This is a genomic window from Paraburkholderia sp. GAS333, from assembly GCF_050435665.1.
Lineage (GTDB): Bacteria > Pseudomonadota > Gammaproteobacteria > Burkholderiales > Burkholderiaceae > Paraburkholderia > Paraburkholderia fungorum_A.
Window position 1 is genome coordinate 735,277 of the sequence record NZ_JBNDKS010000001.1, and the last position, 16,328, is coordinate 751,604.

At 60.4% G+C, this 16,328-nt stretch carries 11 protein-coding genes; 6 read left to right on the top strand and 5 right to left on the bottom strand.

Annotated features, from left to right (window positions below):
• The first annotated feature begins 322 nt into the window (after positions 1-322).
• From ABH945_RS03400 to ABH945_RS03410, 3 genes are all read left to right on the top strand, one after another.
• Positions 323-1,555: a tyrosine-type recombinase/integrase gene (locus ABH945_RS03400; RefSeq protein ID WP_429249706.1), complete on the top strand. Its 1,233-nt coding sequence runs from the start codon at positions 323-325 to the stop codon at positions 1,553-1,555.
• 1,012 nt (positions 1,556-2,567) lie between these two features.
• Complete coding sequence (locus tag ABH945_RS03405) at positions 2,568-3,107, top strand: helix-turn-helix domain-containing protein (RefSeq protein ID WP_429249707.1); 540 nt, start codon at positions 2,568-2,570, stop codon at positions 3,105-3,107.
• A 306-nt stretch (positions 3,108-3,413) separates the two neighbouring features.
• Positions 3,414-3,899: a hypothetical protein gene (locus ABH945_RS03410; RefSeq protein ID WP_429249708.1), complete on the top strand. Its 486-nt coding sequence runs from the start codon at positions 3,414-3,416 to the stop codon at positions 3,897-3,899.
• 469 nt (positions 3,900-4,368) lie between these two features.
• On the opposite strand, the gene ABH945_RS03415 is transcribed toward ABH945_RS03410, so the two are convergent.
• From ABH945_RS03415 to ABH945_RS03425, 3 genes are read right to left on the bottom strand one after another with little or no spacing between them, the layout of a single operon-like run.
• Complete coding sequence (locus ABH945_RS03415) at positions 4,369-4,986, bottom strand: type VI secretion system amidase effector protein Tae4 (RefSeq protein WP_429249709.1); 618 nt, start codon at positions 4,984-4,986, stop codon at positions 4,369-4,371.
• On the bottom strand, positions 4,986-5,558 hold the full coding sequence (locus tag ABH945_RS03420; protein WP_429249710.1) for a hypothetical protein: 573 nt from the start codon (positions 5,556-5,558) through the stop codon (positions 4,986-4,988). Before ABH945_RS03420 ends, ABH945_RS03415 begins: the two co-directional genes overlap by 1 nt.
• Positions 5,555-6,238: a PAAR domain-containing protein gene (locus tag ABH945_RS03425; protein ID WP_429249711.1), complete on the bottom strand. Its 684-nt coding sequence runs from the start codon at positions 6,236-6,238 to the stop codon at positions 5,555-5,557. The genes ABH945_RS03420 and ABH945_RS03425 overlap by 4 nt, the downstream gene beginning before the upstream one ends.
• Positions 6,239-7,148: 910 nt before the next feature.
• On the opposite strand from ABH945_RS03425, the gene ABH945_RS03430 reads away from it, so the two are divergent.
• Both ABH945_RS03430 and ABH945_RS03435 read left to right on the top strand, forming a co-directional pair.
• On the top strand, positions 7,149-9,500 hold the full coding sequence (locus ABH945_RS03430) for a UvrD-helicase domain-containing protein (protein ID WP_074764735.1): 2,352 nt from the start codon (positions 7,149-7,151) through the stop codon (positions 9,498-9,500).
• Positions 9,501-9,526: 26 nt separating this feature from the next.
• Complete coding sequence (locus tag ABH945_RS03435) at positions 9,527-10,474, top strand: 5'-methylthioadenosine/adenosylhomocysteine nucleosidase (protein WP_429249712.1); 948 nt, start codon at positions 9,527-9,529, stop codon at positions 10,472-10,474.
• Between the two features lie 137 nt (positions 10,475-10,611).
• Here ABH945_RS03435 and ABH945_RS03440 read toward each other — a convergent pair whose 3' ends face one another.
• Entirely contained in the window at positions 10,612-12,516 is a 1,905-nt protein-coding gene (locus tag ABH945_RS03440) for a propionate--CoA ligase (protein WP_429249713.1), read from the bottom strand.
• Between the two features lie 382 nt (positions 12,517-12,898).
• Positions 12,899-14,167 carry an MFS transporter gene (locus ABH945_RS03445; RefSeq protein ID WP_074764729.1) on the bottom strand — a complete coding sequence of 423 codons (1,269 nt, stop codon included), beginning with the start codon at positions 14,165-14,167 and terminating at the stop codon, positions 12,899-12,901.
• Positions 14,168-14,654: 487 nt separating this feature from the next.
• Here ABH945_RS03445 and ABH945_RS03450 point away from each other — a divergent pair, with 487 nt between their 5' ends.
• Positions 14,655-16,319 carry a methyl-accepting chemotaxis protein gene (locus ABH945_RS03450; RefSeq protein WP_429249714.1) on the top strand — a complete coding sequence of 555 codons (1,665 nt, stop codon included), beginning with the start codon at positions 14,655-14,657 and terminating at the stop codon, positions 16,317-16,319.
• Positions 16,320-16,328: the final 9 nt, after the last annotated feature.

The following is a 16,328-nucleotide window of genomic DNA, read 5'->3' on the forward strand; positions in this document are numbered from 1 at the left end:
GTTGGCTTTTCCTTGTGTTGTGGTCACGGTGGTCTATTAGCGTTGCCCCTGTGCCGGGGTTGAGCTTTTTTGCGCTGTGCCCTTTGGCGGTGTGCTTCGGGGCGTTGGCATTTCCTTGTGATCACGGTGGTCTATTAGCGTTTTGCCCCTGTGCGGGGGATTTTTTCTGTCTACCAGTGTGCGCGGAAGTTCCATTTGATTTAAAAATCAAAGACTTGTGTGTATGTTGATGTCCGGGCATGAACCGTTGTACATCGCAGGTTTTGTCCTGCCTGGCCAGCTTGCGGCGCGGTGCTCCATCTATATATGAGGACATGGCAGCATGGGCACACGTCACCGCATCGACCGCGCATTCATTCGCGCCATTTCACCGAACGGAAAATACCAGGCGTTCCAGGATGCAGACCTGACCGGGTTCGGCATCAAGGTTTCGCCAGTCGGAACCGTCGCGTACACCTACCGCTGGGTCAAGCCTGATGGCACGCAGGGACGGCGCAACGTGGGGCGTTGGCCGGACCTGCAACCCGGCGAAGCACGCGAGCGTTGCGGTCGTGAAATCGCACTGCTTGACCGCAAAGGTGACTTGCCCCTTCAGCTAGTCGAGCGCAAGGCGCAACGCGTTGCGGTTCAGAAGGTGGCAGGTGTGCCGACCATCCGGGCGTTCCTTGACGAGCGTTACGAACGCCATCTTCAAACGAAACTGACGCTCGCCCGCGCCACGATAACGGCGAAGATGATCCGCATGTCGTTTCCTGGCCTGCTTGATACACCGCTGGATGAATGCACGGCGTACATGATCGAAGAATGGCGTACGGATTTGCTGAAGAAGGAATTCAAGCCGTCCACGTTGAACCGTAAGCTGAACGCGCTGCGTGGACTGTTCGCGCGAGCCGTCGAGTGGGAAGTGCTGACGACCAGTCCGATGAAGAAGGTAAAAAAGCAGAACGAGCCGGACGGCAAGGTACGGTTTCTTGATCCTGAAGAAGAGCAACGACTGTATGACGCGCTGGACGAACACCGTGCCTCGTTGCGCACGAAATACGGCAACCATCATGAAGACGCGGCCGAAGTCGCCATTGTCGTGAGCCTGCACACGGGTTTGCGTCGCGGCGAACTGTTCAAGCTGCACTGGTCCGACATAGACCTACGGCTCGCGTTCGTCACGGTCCTGTCAGTCAATGCGAAGTCTCGCCGCCAGCGTCACGTCCCACTCAACGCCGAAGCGCTGGCCGTCCTTACCCGCTGGAAGGCACGCGCCACGAACGGCCTGGTGTTCCCTAACGAATCGGGAGACGCGCCGATTCGCGGTCTGAAAATCTGGCCGGAAATCCGCAAGGCCGCAAAACTGGTGGCATTCCGCTGGCATGACATGCGCCACCACTTCGCCTCCCGGCTGGTCATGGCAGGCGTCGATCTAAACACTGTCCGCGAACTGCTTGGACACGCAGACATCAAGATGACGCTGCGCTACGCGCATCTTTCGCCGCAACATCGCGCCCGCGCCGTCCGCCTGCTGGAACGCCCAACCAGCGCGTCTCTCGCCCTCGCGGCATAGCAATCGGTATTTCGTACTTGGGAGGACACGCTTACGCGTGTGCCTCCCTGCATCAAAAGAATTATTTACCTCACCGGCGAACGGCGATAGAAAGATGCACTTACCGATGAAGGGTGGATAGGAAAACGCACTTATCCACAGGCATGCACTGGCATTTATAAATACCAATAAGGAATGTTCACAAGGAGCAATGCCATGCAAGAGGAAACTGGCCCGCCGCCCCGTCCCGAAATTTCGGGCCTCTCGTCTCACGTTGGGCCACGCACTACGGAGAGCGACTTACGGCGGGTTTTTACCATTGACGAGTTTTGCGATGCTTACCATTTAAGCCGGTCCTTCTATTACCGGCTACGCCGTACGGGACAAGGGCCGAGCGAAATTCATCTTGGTCGCAAGGTAATGATTACCCTCGGCGACGCTCGGGCATGGGAAGAACGAATGCATACCCTGGCGCATACATCCGCACCGAATCAATAAGGTCCACCGGTCAAAACTTGATTTTCTATTCTTGCCAATGAATTACGGTCTTGATTTATCTGCTTGCCAGTTCATTACCGATCACGAAGGGAGGCGACTGCGGGTTGACATGCCGGTAGGGCTGTTGAACCAGCTAGTCGAGTTTCGGAATGCGGCGCTCCGTGCCCACGCGGTAGTGATGGAAAAAAAACGCCATCCGGCGCTTTCAGGAGTTCACTAGATGGCCTGCCTAACCTGTCTGATGCCACGCCTTATATTGACGAGCCGCCTAAGGACGCCTTCCCGGAACCACGGACCCGGCGTGAGCGGGCCGAAAGGCTGTTCCTGACGCGAAGAGAGGTTGATACGTGAGGCCGCGCACGCCGTCGAGTTCCCCGCCCGACCAGTTGAAACTCATTCGAACGTTGTCCAGCCAGCCGTCGAGCCAGCCTCAACGAAACGCCCACTCCGCTCCAGACAGCAAGTCTATTTTCCGCGAATCTTTTCAGAGCCGATATCGGACGAAGTAGCAACGCTTATCGAACACGGAAATTATGTGTTGCGGGCATGGCGTCTCTATCGCGAACTTTCGCCCATCGAAGCGGCCGAACTTGCGGGTGTCTCCCCAGACACGATTCTCTGGCACGAGCGCGGCTACAACGTTCCAAACGCGGGCACGCTGAAGCGATTCGCCGACATCTACGATTGCACGGTCGGAAAGTTAACACCCAAACCCGGCTCTGAGACAACGCCCGTTCAGTCAATCCGTCCGCATAAGGACCGCGCGATGGAATATTCCCCAGACGACACTCGTTATCCTGATGCCGTCATGGCACATCTGACGGAGGGTAAATCCCCTATTGCAGCGTGGCGAAGGCATCGCCATATGGCTATCAAGCAGTGCGCTAAAGCCTTTGGCTGCGCACCTAAAACATTCAAGGAAATGGAAGCATTGCCTGTCTTGCGGGACCGTACTCGCAAAAGTCTCGCAATGGTTCTTGCCTGTAACCCGACTCAACTGCTGCGCCCCAAAAAGATGGTAGTTGAGCCCGTTTCCTTCCACGCTGAACCCGCGCCGAGCGGGCATTGTCCGTAGGGTAGGACCGACAATTTCAGCACCCGAATCGCACACCTATAAGCGAGTGGAGAAAAAGCATGAACCTGAACAGACGAACGAGACGGAAAGGCAATACTGAAAAATCAGTGAAACTTTTCAATAATAATTTCGGAGTCTTGATGAACAGGATATTTTCAAGTGTGCGCGGTAGTCATACGCCCGTCGCGTGCCCGGATGGATAGAACCGTGTTGTACAGGCTCGGCCCCATTCCGGGACCGCGCCATGTGTTCAAAGCCCGCACCCATGTGCGGGTTTTTTTTAAACTATTTTAGGAGACAGCGGAAATGAATCTAGGAGCTAACGTCGCTCATGTGCGTCACTACATGGGATGGGAACGAATCGAGTTCACGTATCGTTTCGCACCGGCCACTCTTGATAACGATGATAGAAAGCGGTGCTATGACAACCTTCGATCGCTCGAAGTACGAAAGCAGCACACGTCAGAATTGGTTCACTGGCTGGAACCCGTGCTGAAGATCAGTGCCGCCATCTTGCAGACCGACGACCTGACAGACCTTACGCCTGACGCGTTGGTCGCGTTGCGCAGGCGCTATGCCGGACCGCCAATGGATGCGCTGACCGTAGTGGTCAACCGGTACTGCGATGGCGTCGAGCCGACGCCTGAAGAATATCGAAGCGCTATGGCACAAGCGGAAACGGTCGGCAAGCGAGAAGAGGTATTGCGGTCGTTAGAGAAGATCGCTCTGCAACGGAGCAAGTGGCATCGTGACGGATCGCCGCGTCGTGTCAATCACTGGCGGCGGCCATAACATTGAGAAGGCCCGAACGGGGCGGGCCTTTTCGCATGTATGAATATGCAAAGCCCCGCCGAAGCGGGGCTTACACGGTTGCATCAATGATTCTTGCTTGTCTCGGCAAGCCGATTAACCTTGCCAGCCGATACGGTTAATCTTCGCTAACGCTCTAAAATAATAACTGCGACGAAGTAAAGAGCCGCACACAGAAACATCGCCGACCCTGTGTAGTACCCCCAGCGCTTGAAGGTCCATCTTCGCCATGCGTAAAGGTTTATCGCCGCTGCTACCGTAGCAGGGCCAAAAATGACGACATACAGAATTGGCCAGTTGTACCACGGGAGCGCGCACTTGCCCAACTCATGGCAACCTTGCATGATCCTATGCGAATTGCGGAACCAGTCAAAACGACTTAGCGTGACTAAACAAGCCCATGTGACAACCAGGCCGTATCCAATTCCAGCAAGACCGACCACGAACCGTTTCACTTGATTTCCCAAAATAGAATCTGCTTCGAGTTGCGTAGATCAGAGAAGCCAAACGAGGTGCCAGCAAAAAGCGAGTTCATTCCAAACCTTCGCCCAATCGTGGCAACCGAATCTATTGGCCCGCTGATCGTCAAGCGCGATCCATTCCATAGATCAATATGGCCGCCGCTGGCATCCGCCGTACTTTCTCCGTCCCGTGTCCAGTAACGTGAAAACTGGATAATACCGGTCCGCCCCTTCACCTTGGATTCCCAGTCCAGTCCAGTGACATTTTCCGCTTTTGGCAATCCGGCGAACGGCCCCAACTGCAACCACTCGCCAAGCTCGTCTGCCCGAGTTGCCGTAGTTTTACCATCAAGTATGATTCTTCCAATGCTGGGTTGCCCCGAAAGCGGATGCACCAACTTTGAAGAAAAGGATTTCATTTCAATCCCGACGCGATGGAACGTCACGCTCATGCGGATTGCACATTGGTCGGTGTATGCCGGATTGTCGTACGGATCGCCCGAAGGATAGTTATTCCAGAGCTCTTGGAACGTCAAGACGTTTAGTGGCACTTCCTTGACTGAGCCTTGAGTTGTATTCGTTTGAACGTGCGTTTTCTTGTTCGGCATTATTGCCATTCCTCAAGGGCTAGGGCTTCGTCGCCCCAATGGATTGTGTAGGTCGCGGCAGTGTCGGTATAGATACGGGGCAAGCGACCGGAACTCTCAATGCGCCCGCATACAGTTTGCCCGTCTGCCTTTTCGATCAAGTACGGATAACCGGCAAGCGAAGCGCGGGCCGCAACGGCTCGCACCTGTTCATCGTAGATGGCAACAGACGACGCTACCGCGCTTGATGATACTGGCGTGGCTTTTCCCATCAGTCGTGCCGCTTCATCGCTAGTAAAACTCATCGTCATATGACGTTCGCGACTGGGATAGAACAAGGGCGGTGGGTTGCAACCACAGATATTAATGTCGCCGCTTAACGCCCATTTTTTTCCGTTTGGACCCGTACCCGGCCAACGCGGCCCGCGCGGTGCAATATAGCCCTCCTGCTTACATGCTGAACAATAGGTTTTCATTCCCAGCGTTGCGATGTACGCAGCAGGAGGCGGATTGGAACAGGTGACGAAATCTAGCCCTTCAGTAATTACGGCTTCGCCGCCTCGGTCGCCTCTAGCGAGAAACGTGCGGATCATGCTTGCACGCGCTTAACTTGATCTTCGGTTACGGGGCTGTACGTGTCTGGATTCGCGCCGCCATCCCGTTCCGGGCTGTGCGTGATCGTGTCGCCGTTATCAAGCACGCTGCCAACATAGGCAAACTGGCCGTAACCCGGATTTGCAATCATCGCGAGCGCGCTAATACCGCGAGCGGTCATGCCGTCCGCGTAGTGAACCAGATCGCCCAATTGCCCTACGTTGATATCCTCGCCGTTGCTACGCCATTTACCGCCCGGCTCGCGCAGCACGCCGCCGCGTGCCGTAGTCGATCCACGCAGCGCGTAGCGATAGAACGTTTTGCGCGGGGGCGGCGCATAGGACGGATCGAACAGACCTTCGGGGCTTTCGCCTTCGGGAATGAATACGCCGGATATTCCATCATCCCAAGGCGTAAAGGCGATGGAATCGCCGTTGCTGAGGTGACTGCCAACAAGTGCAAGACATTTACCGTTATAGTGCGGGACTTTACCAGTGCCGTCGATAATCGCCGCTTCGCTGCCGTCGCGATACGTGACGATATCGCCCACACAAGCGGCACGCAGACCGCAGATAACCAGGCCGCTTGTTGCGTGTGTCAGATACCCGCCGCGCTCGGTTCGTGCGCCAAGCGTCGCGAATGCGTACATCGTGCCTCTAACTTTTTCTTGCTCCAACATTTTAAATTTCCCATAAAAAATGTGTCGTCGGCGCAATTTACGACACGTCTCTGAATTGACCCCGCTCTAGTATGCAAACTGTTTTACGGAAAGTTCTATAGGACTTCTGTCAAATATCGTCAAAGTTAGCTGAGGGGTTATAAATCTGGAGAGTGGTATGCGAAAGGAATTAAGACATCCTTATCAACGAGCGCAAAGAATCGAGGCAGTTTGAGGTTGCTACTGCTAGTGGACGGTATCGGGCAGATCCGCGTTCGTGACAAAGCAGTCATTCTTCCGGCGGCGCTGCGCGCGCCCCCGGTCGTTCGCCCGCAGCGAGGCGTGGCGGGGAATGTCCGCTCCCCGTTTTTTCAGGGTGAGAAGGCTCAAGCCCCGTATAGGTTATTAACCTATACATGCTTCGTCGTTTTGACAGCGACGCGAAGCCGCTTCTCGCCGCATATAACAAACCCGCTGGCTTCCCGTGCAGTCCCGTCCGCGATGCACGTAGTGCGGAGTGGGAGCGAATGACTGCCTGGTCACTGGCGTTTACTGCGCGAGGGATCATTCGTTGATCGCACCACTTTCCCCTCCAAGCCAGGGGATCCACTTCAAGGCTAGCGGTGTGAGCCCGCTTTCTTTGCTTACTTTCTTTGCGGCGGCAAAGAAAGTAAGTGCCGCCCCGCACAGGGGCAACGCCAATAGACCACCGTGACTTCAAGGAAAGGCCAACACCCCGAAGAACACCGCCAAAGGGCGCAGCTCAAAAAAGCTCCCCCCGGCACAGTGGCAACGCCAATAGACCACCGCGATCACAAGGAAAGGCCAACACCCCGAAGAACGCCGCCAAATGGCGCAGCCCGCAAAAAAGCCCAACCCCCGCCGGGGCATATAATGTCGCACGAACCGCCGCCCCGTCCCTCCAGAAAAAATGCCCGATCTGCTAGCCAATCTAAACCCCGAACAACACGCCGCCGTCACGCTCCCCAACGAGCCCGCGCTCATCCTCGCCGGCGCGGGCAGCGGCAAGACCCGCGTTCTGATCACGCGTATCGCGTGGCTCATCCAGCAAGGCCTGGCGTCGCCGGCCACGATCCTCGCGGTCACCTTCACCAACAAGGCCGCGCGCGAAATGATGTCGCGGCTGTCGGCGCTGCTGCCGATCGACACGCGCGGCATGTGGATCGGCACCTTCCACGGCCTGTGCAACCGCATGCTGCGTGCGCATCACCGTGACGCCGGCCTGCCCGCCACTTTCCAGATTCTCGACACCGCCGACCAGCTTTCCGCGATCAAGCGTCTGATGAAGGGCCTCAACATCGACGACGAAAAGTACCCGGCGAAAAATCTCCAGTACTTCATCAACAACGCGAAAGAGCAGGGCCTGCGACCGAAAGACGTCGACGCGACCGACAACTTCAACCGCAAATTCGTCGAACTCTACGAAGCGTACGACCAGCAGTGCCAGCGCGAAGGCGTAGTCGATTTCCCGGAACTGCTGCTGCGCTGTTTCGAACTGCTCGCGCATAATCCGCCGCTGCGCGCGCACTATCAGGCGCGCTTCCGGCACATCCTGGTCGACGAGTTCCAGGACACCAACAAGCTGCAATACGCGTGGCTGAAAATGCTGGCGGGTCAGACCAATTCGATCTTCGCCGTCGGCGACGACGACCAGTCGATCTATGCATTCCGCGGCGCGAACGTCGGCAACATGCGCGACTTCGAAACCGAGTTCAAGGTTCGTCATCTGATCAAGCTCGAGCAGAATTACCGCTCGCACGGCCATATTCTCGATGCAGCCAATCAGCTGATCGCGAACAACTCGCGCCGTCTCGGCAAGAATCTGCGCACCGACGCGGGTCATGGCGAACCGGTGCGCGTGTATGAATCCGCGACCGATACACAGGAGGCGGGCTGGATCGTCGAGGAAATCAAGGCGCTGATCAGCACGGGCACGTCGCGCAGCGAAATCGCGATCCTGTACCGCAGCAACGCGCAGTCGCGCACGATCGAACACACGCTGGTCAACGCGGGCATCGCGTATCGCGTGTACGGCGGCTTGCGCTTTTTCGAGCGCCAGGAAGTCAAGCACGCGCTCGCGTATTTGCGTCTGATCGACAACCCGAACGACGACACTGCGTTCGCGCGTGTCGTCAATTTCCCGACGCGCGGCATCGGCGCGCGTTCGATCGAGCAACTCGCGGACGCCGCGCGTCTGTATAACTGCTCGATGGCCGCGGCGATTCCGTATGTTGCGGGTAAGGCGGGGTCGAGCCTCGCGAATTTCGCGAACCTGGTCGGCAAGATGCGCGCGGAAACGCAGCAGATGAGCCTGCCGGAAACCGTCGAGTACGTGGTCGGCACGAGCGGTCTGTCGGAGTTTTATAAGAACGAACGCGAAGGCCAGGACCGGCTGGAAAACTTGCAGGAACTGGTCAATGCGGCGGCGGCTTTCGTCAGCGAGGAAGGCTACGGGATGGACACGCCGGCGCGGTCGATTCCGCTGCGCCCGGGCGCAACTGCCGCGCCTGAACTGGTCGTCGCTACCGACGACCCGAACACCGTCGTGCTCGACGCGCCCGGCGTCGCCGACCCGGCGCAGAACCCGGACACCATGACGCCGCTCGCCGGTTTCCTGTCGCACGCGTCGCTCGAAGCGGGCGACAACCAGGCGCAAGCCGGCCAGGAAGCCGTTCAGCTGATGACCGTGCACGCGGCCAAGGGTCTCGAATTCACGGCGGTGTTCATCACCGGTCTGGAAGAGGGACTGTTTCCGCACGAGAACAGCGCGATGGAATCGGATGGGCTGGAGGAGGAGCGTCGTCTGATGTACGTGGCGATTACGCGGGCGAAGGAGCGGCTGTATCTGTCGTTCGCGCAAAGCCGGATGCTGCACGGTCAGACGCGTTACAACATCCGTTCGCGTTTCCTGGAGGAATTGCCGCAGGAAACGCTCAAGTGGCTCACGCCGAAGATCGAGGCGGGCGCGCGCTGGGGTGGCCGCTCAGACAACGCGGGTTATGGGCGCGACTGGTTTGCGCGGCCGGGTTACACCGGCCCGGCTTCGTCGACGCCCGCGCAGTTGCCCGCTTTCGCGAATGAGCAGCGCGCAGCGGAAACGGGATTCCGCGTCGGCCAGCAGGTGTTTCACACGAAGTTCGGCGAGGGCACGATTACGGCGCTCGAAGGTGGCGGGACCGACGCGAAAGCGCAGGTCAAATTCAAGCGGCACGGCGAGAAGTGGCTGGCGCTCGCGGTCGCCAAATTGCAGGCGGTCGAGTGAGCGCGCGTGGCGAGGGAGCGGATCGTATGAGTCAGGGTGATGCAGCTTCGGGTTCGCCGGCTTCAGGCGCGGCGGCTGGCGTGGAAACCGCCGGTGGCGTCAGCGTTGGCGCCGGCGCTACAGGCATCGGAAATGCGATCCCGGCCGAAGGACACAACACCGCCGCGGCAGCTTCACCCGAACCCTATCCGAGCCGGAACGGCGCGCCCGTCTCGCATCGTCCGCTGGGGATTCTGGCGGCCTTGCCGCAAGAACTCGGCGATCTGATCGACGCCATGCGCGCCGAATCCGGCGTGCGCACCATCACGCACGGCCGCCGCGACTATCACCTCGGCACCGTCCACGGCACGCCGTGCGTCGTGACGCTGGCGCGCGTCGGCAAGGTCGCGGCGGCGGCAACCGTCAGCGCGCTGATCCATGCATTCGATGTCGAAGCGGTCGTGTTCACCGGCGTCGCGGGCGGAGTAGGAGCGGAGGTGCGAGTCGGCGATATCGTGGTCGCCGATACACTGCTTCAGCACGATCTCGACGCGTCGCCGCTATTTCCGCGTTTCGAAGTACCTTTGCTGGGCATGTCGCGATTCGCCGCCGACGCCACGCTCGCCGACCGGCTCGCCGCCGCCTGCGAGCGTTTTGTCGCGGAAGAGGGCGCGGCGTCGGCGGCGCGCTTCGGCACGCGCGAGCCGCGCGTGCATCGCGGGTTGATCATCAGTGGCGATCAGTTCGTGGCCAGCGCCGTCGGCGTGCAGGCGTTACGCGACGCGTTGCCGGACGCGCTCGCGGTTGAGATGGAAGGCGCGGCGATCGCCCAGGTCTGTCATGAATATGGCGTGCCGTGCGCGGTGGTGCGCACGATCTCCGATACCGCCGACGATCACGCGACCCAATCGTTCGTCTCGTTTTTGACGGAAATTGCCGGGACGTATTCGAATGCGATCCTGACGCGCTTTCTCGGCGCGCGCGGAGCGGTTTGAGCTTTAAAAAATTTCGCGGATGAAACGCGTGGCGGCGGATTTATCCGCCGCCACGCGTTTCATAACTAGCGGGTGTTTTTAGCCGAACTTTCCGGATTTCAACGGCCAATCTCTTTTCCGCGCGTCACCGCTTTCCGTCAGCCCGTCCCAACCCCGCCCAACGCTTCCCGAACCTGAACCAACGCCGCGGGATCTTCGATTGTCGGCAGATCGCCCGGATCGCGTCCTTCGGCGAGCGCCGCGATTGCACGGCGCAACATCTTGCCCGAACGCGTCTTCGGCAACATCGACACCACCACCACGCGCGCAGGCCGCGCGATCGCGCCGAGCTGACGCTCGACCGTCGCCGTGAGTTCCGCCTCCAGCCTTGCGCGCTCGCTGCTGTCCGCGGAAATCTGCGCGCCGCGCAGCACCACGAACGCCATCGCCACCTGACCCTTCAGCGCGTCCGTCACGCCGACCACGGCCACTTCGGCGACGGCCGCATGGCTCGACAACGCTTCCTCGATTTCGCGCGTGCCCAGCCGGTGGCCGGCGACGTTGATCACATCGTCCGTGCGGCCGAGAATCGTCACGTAGCCGTCTTCGTCCTGCACGCCCCAGTCGAAGGTCGAATAAACCTGCTGGTTCGGAATGCTCGACCAGTACGTGCTGACGAAACGGTTGTCGTCGCCCCATACCGTGGACATGCAACCAGGCGGCAACGGATAGTCCAGCGTCAGCACGCCTTTCTCGCCGGGCGCGCACGCGTCTCCGCTCAGCTCGTTGCGCAAGGTCAGATTGAACCCGGCAGACGGCACGCCCGGCGAGCCAAGCTTCGACGGCAACCCTTCGACGCCGCGCGGAATCGCCAGCATCGGCCAGCCGGTTTCGGTTTGCCAGTAGTTGTCGATCACGGGCTTGCCGAGCGCGTCGGCGATCCATGAGGCGGTGGGTTCATCGAGTGGCTCGCCGGCCAGAAACAGCGTGCGCAGACTCGACAGATCGGACTTTTTCAGCAGCGCGGAGTCCTGCTTTTTCAGCACGCGTAGCGCGGTCGGTGCGGTGAACATCAGATTGATCTTGTGCTGCTCGACGAGGCGCCACCAGATGCCGCCGTCCGGGCGAATCGGCGTGCCTTCGTACATCACCGTGGTCAGGCCCGCGATCAGCGGCGCGTAGACGATGTAGCTGTGGCCGACCACCCAGCCCACGTCCGACGCCGTGAACATCGTGTCGCCGGGCTTGCCCTCGAAAATATGTTCCATCGACGCCGCCAGCGCGACCGCATAGCCGCCCACGTCGCGCTGCACGCCCTTCGGTTTGCCGGTCGTGCCCGACGTGTACAGCACGTACGAAGGTTCGTTCGATTCGAGCCATTCGCACGGCACATGCACGTTGAAGAACTGTTCGCGCAGCGGCTCGTAGGCGACGAGATATTGCGCGTTCAGGCGCTCGGGCGCGAGTTGCCGGTCGATCAGCAACACGTGCGGCGTCTTGTGCATCGCGCGCACAAGCGCCTCGTCGATCAGCGGCGTGTAGTCGATCACCTTGCCGCCGCGCGCACCGGCGTCGGCGGTCACGATCAGCACGGGCTTTGCATCGTCGATGCGGGCCGCGAGATTCGGCGCTGCGAAACCGCCGAACACCACCGAGTGAATCGCGCCCAGGCGCGCGCACGCTAGCATCGCGAACAGCGCCTCGGGGATCATCGGCAGATAGAGCAGCACGACGTCGCCGCGCTTCACGCCGAGTGAACGCATTACCGCGGCCATCCGGTTGATTTCGCCGTATAGCTCGGCATACGTGTAGCGCCGTTCGATCCCGGTTTCCGTCGACACGTACACCAGCGCGTTCTGCTGCGCGCGTTCGGCGAGATGACGGTCGACCGCGTTGTGACAGAGATTGGTCCGGCCGCCGACGAACCAGCGCGCGAACGGCGGATTCGAGCGGTCGAGCACGTCGTCGAACGGCGTGTGCCAGTGAATCCGCTGCGCCTGTTCGCGCCAGAAATCCTCGGGATTCTCGATCGAACGGCGGTGGAAGTCGCGATAGCTTGTCATCTGCGGCGATCCTTGTGCGGCGGGAGGGAACAGTCGGGTCAGGCAGCCATGTCGCCGTGTTGCGCGGCGCGAAAGCGGCAGCGATGTCCGCTCAAGGATAGAGCACGCGCGACGCGGCGGACAACGCGGGTTCACCATGAGCGCAATGCGTGCCGACGCGGCTGATTTGCTGGGGTGTGAAGACGCGGCGGGCGGCCAGCCTGTGCTTGTCGGTCAGCTTTACTCCGGTGATTTGGTTTGACGTGCGAACCTCGCTCGCGAGCCGGTATTTTCAACCGGGGCTTCTAGCCGGCACCGCCACACTTGTCACCATCATCGCTCGCACAAAAAGAAAAAGGCGCCGCAGCGCCTTTTTCCACAATGCAATCGACTGAGGGCTCACTCACGCCTTCGCGCGCTTGCCTTCGATATCCGGCAGCAACACGGTCAGCACGCCGATCAGCGGCAGGAACGAACAGACCTTGTAGACAAATGCGATGCTGGTGGCATCCGCCAGTTGCCCGAGCACCGCCGCACCGACGCCGCCCAAACCGAACGCGAAGCCGAAGAACAACCCCGCGACCATGCCGACCTTGCCGGGAATCAACTCCTGCGCATACACGAGGATCGCCGAGAACGCCGACGCCAGCACCACGCCGATGATCACCGTCAGCACGCCGGTCCAGAACAGGTTCGCGTACGGCAGCAGCAGCGTGAACGGCGCGACGCCGAGGATCGACACCCAGATCACGTACTTGCGGCCAATCTTGTCGCCGATCGGACCGCCGATCACCGTGCCCGCCGCCACCGCCGCGAGGAACACGAACAGATGGACCTGAGCTGCCTGTACCGGCAGATGGAACTTGTCGATCAGATAGAACGTGAAGTAGCTATTGATGCTCGCGAGGTAGAAATACTTCGAGAACACCAGCAGCACCAGCACGCTCATCGCGAACATGACCTTGTTGCGCGGCAGCGTGGCGTGTCCGGCCTGATTGCGTGCCTTCTTCACCGACGGATGACGCTTGTACCAGCGGCCGATCTGCGTCAGCACGACGATCGCGACCAGCGCCGCCACCGAGAACCACGCAATGCTGCGCTGGCCGTGCGGAATCACGATCAGTGCGGCGAGCAGCGGTCCGAGCGACGAACCCGCATTGCCGCCGACCTGGAACAGCGACTGCGCAAGGCCGTGGCGGCCGCCCGACGCCATCCGCGCGACCCGCGACGATTCCGGATGGAACACCGACGAACCGCAGCCGACCAGCGCCGCCGCGATCAGCAGCACGCCGAAACTGGACGCCACCGACATCAGCAGCAGACCCGACAGCGTGAAGCCCATGCCGACGGGCAGCGAATAGGGTTTCGGATGCTTGTCGGTGTAAATGCCGATCAACGGTTGCAGCAGCGATGCCGTGATCTGGTAGGTCAGCGTGATCAGGCCGATCTGTCCGAACGACAACGAAAAGTTGTCTTTCAGCATCGGGTAAATGGCGAGGATCAACGACTGGATCATGTCGTTGAGCAGGTGCGAGAAGCTGATTGCACCGAGCACGGAATAGACCGTGCGCTGGACCTTGGCCGCCGGTTGCGCGGCCCCGGATGCAGGGTTGGAAGCACCGCTTCCGGCTGATGCGCCAGCGAGGGCGCTTTTTTCGAGACTCGTTTCCATATGCTGGATAAAAGAGATGGGTGGTGGCGGATTAGATGGCGAAAATTGTTCAGCGGCGACCGGGGCGTCGCGTGGGAATACGCCCGTCTGGTGCGGCAATTCGACGCGACTTCTAGTGCATTTCGTTATTTAGCGAAGTTTAATGTGGCTTGAGCGAATTGTAAGGACAAGTTTTGTCGCGAATCGGACATCGGCGGGAGCGGGCGAAATGCGTTGGGTCTCGCCGCCAACCTGCGTTGCGCAGCACCGGGTTCGCGGCAAGTCGTCTGATAAATACGGTTCGGGCGATTTTTGGCCGTGTATAAAACGTGTCGCGGGCGCGAAGCTTACAAAGCGGCGCGTCAGGGACCGGGCAGCAAGCGGTCGGCGGACGTGAGCGGCATCGAAGATCGCAGATCTCCCCGACGCAGACCCGGACTGATAGGCGGTAATGCCGGAACCGACCTTTCCGGCAGGTCTGAACAGGCTAAAAGTGGGGACGGGGAAGATGAAAGCAGTTTCGCAGGGCAGCCGGCGCGGCGCGGGGTTCGGTGCGGCGTCCGGGCCGCAGTCACAGGCGGTGCACGCGACGCCGCGCGCGGCGAGGTTCAAGGGCATGTCGGTCAAGACCACATTGCGGCTCGCGTTCGCGGTGTTGCTCGTCGGCACGCTGCTCGTCGGCGTGTTTTCGCTTGCGCAGATCAGCCGGCTGAACGCGTCCGCACAATCCATCTACGATCAGGGGCATATCGCCAGTCGCGCGGCCGAAGAAGCGCGCGGCCACATGTTGCGTGCAAGCCGCGCGCAAAAAATGCTGCTGACCGCGACCACCGCGAAGGAGCGCGACGAACTTGGTGCGGACGTCGATCAGGCGCTCGCCGGTCTGTCCGCGCAACTCGGCACGCTGCAGCAGTACGTCGACACCTCCGACGCCAAAGCGCTCGCGCAACAGAAGGCGTTCGCCGCAGCGGTTACCGTATGGAGCGGGCATCTGCGGGACTTCGTCACACTCGTCAAAACGCAACCGCTCGATCTCACGCAGATGAACTGGCAGGTGGGCACCCAGGACATCTCGTTGCTGGTCGAAACCGGCAAGCTTGAAAAGCTCGTCGACGAACTCGTCGCGCAACGCGGGACGGCGGCGAAGGCGACCATCGACGCGTCCGGTTTCATCTACCACTCGTCGTTCGTGATGATCGCGCTGATGACGGTCGGGCTGATCGTGCTCGCGTTCGGTATCAGCGAATGGGTGGTGCGTCGTCTTGCCGGGCAGCTTGGCGGCGAGCCGGCGTACGCGAAGGAAATCGCCAGCCGGATCGCGGCGGGGGATCTGTCGAACCGGATCGTGCTGGCGCGCAAGGATCGATCGAGCATGCTGTACGCGCTGCACGACATGCAGAGCGGCCTGGCGACCACGGTCGCCGATATTGCGTCGAGCGCGGATGCGATTGCGACCGCGTCGGGTGAGATTTCGATGGGCAATCTGGACCTGTCGCAGCGTACCGAGCAGCAGGCGATGGCGCTCGAACGCACCGCCAGCAGCATGGAGCAGCTGACCTCCACAGTCCGCCAGAACGCCGACAACGCGAAGCAGGCGCGCACGCTGGCCGACAACGCGTCGGAGATCGCGGAGAAGGGCGGTGTGGTCGTGAACCGCGTGGTCGCGACGATGAACGAGATCAACGAGAGCGCGCGCAGTATCGGCGACATCATCGGCGTGATCGAGGGGATCGCGTTTCAGACGAATATTCTGGCGCTCAATGCGGCGGTCGAAGCCGCGCGCGCGGGTGAGGAAGGGCGCGGCTTTTCGGTGGTCGCCGCCGAAGTGCGGAATCTGGCTCAGCGCAGTGCGTCGGCGGCGAAGGAGATCAAAGGTTTGATCGACACGTCCGTCGAGCGCGTCGGCAACGGTTCGACGCTCGCGCAGCATGCAGGCCAGACGATGGATGAAATCGTGAAGGCGGTTAAGCGTGTGACCGACATCATGGGCGAGATTTCCGCGGCGTCTTCCGAGCAGAGCGCGGGGATCGAGGAGATCAACCTCGCGGTGACGCAGATGGATTCCGGGACGCAGCAGAATGCGGCTCTGGTCGAGCAGGCGACGGCGGCGGCGCGTTCGCTGGACGACCAGGCGAAGGGGTTGAAAGTCGTGGTGGGGAAGTTCCGGGTGTAGACGGTGGAT

Bases quoted from the DNA above. Each gene is read 5' to 3' on its own strand.
- ABH945_RS03400 (WP_429249706.1), top strand. From the start codon at position 323: ATGGGCACACGTCACCGCATCGACCGCGCATTCATTCGCGCCATTTCA.
- ABH945_RS03410 (WP_429249708.1), top strand. From the start codon at position 3,414: ATGAATCTAGGAGCTAACGTCGCTCATGTGCGTCACTACATGGGATGG.
- ABH945_RS03415 (WP_429249709.1), bottom strand. From the start codon at position 4,986: ATGCCGAACAAGAAAACGCACGTTCAAACGAATACAACTCAAGGCTCA.
- ABH945_RS03420 (WP_429249710.1), bottom strand. From the start codon at position 5,558: ATGATCCGCACGTTTCTCGCTAGAGGCGACCGAGGCGGCGAAGCCGTA.
- ABH945_RS03425 (WP_429249711.1), bottom strand. From the start codon at position 6,238: ATGTTGGAGCAAGAAAAAGTTAGAGGCACGATGTACGCATTCGCGACG.
- ABH945_RS03430 (WP_074764735.1), top strand. From the start codon at position 7,149: ATGCCCGATCTGCTAGCCAATCTAAACCCCGAACAACACGCCGCCGTC.
- ABH945_RS03435 (WP_429249712.1), top strand. From the start codon at position 9,527: ATGAGTCAGGGTGATGCAGCTTCGGGTTCGCCGGCTTCAGGCGCGGCG.
- ABH945_RS03440 (WP_429249713.1), bottom strand. From the start codon at position 12,516: ATGACAAGCTATCGCGACTTCCACCGCCGTTCGATCGAGAATCCCGAG.
- ABH945_RS03445 (WP_074764729.1), bottom strand. From the start codon at position 14,167: ATGGAAACGAGTCTCGAAAAAAGCGCCCTCGCTGGCGCATCAGCCGGA.
- ABH945_RS03450 (WP_429249714.1), top strand. From the start codon at position 14,655: ATGAAAGCAGTTTCGCAGGGCAGCCGGCGCGGCGCGGGGTTCGGTGCG.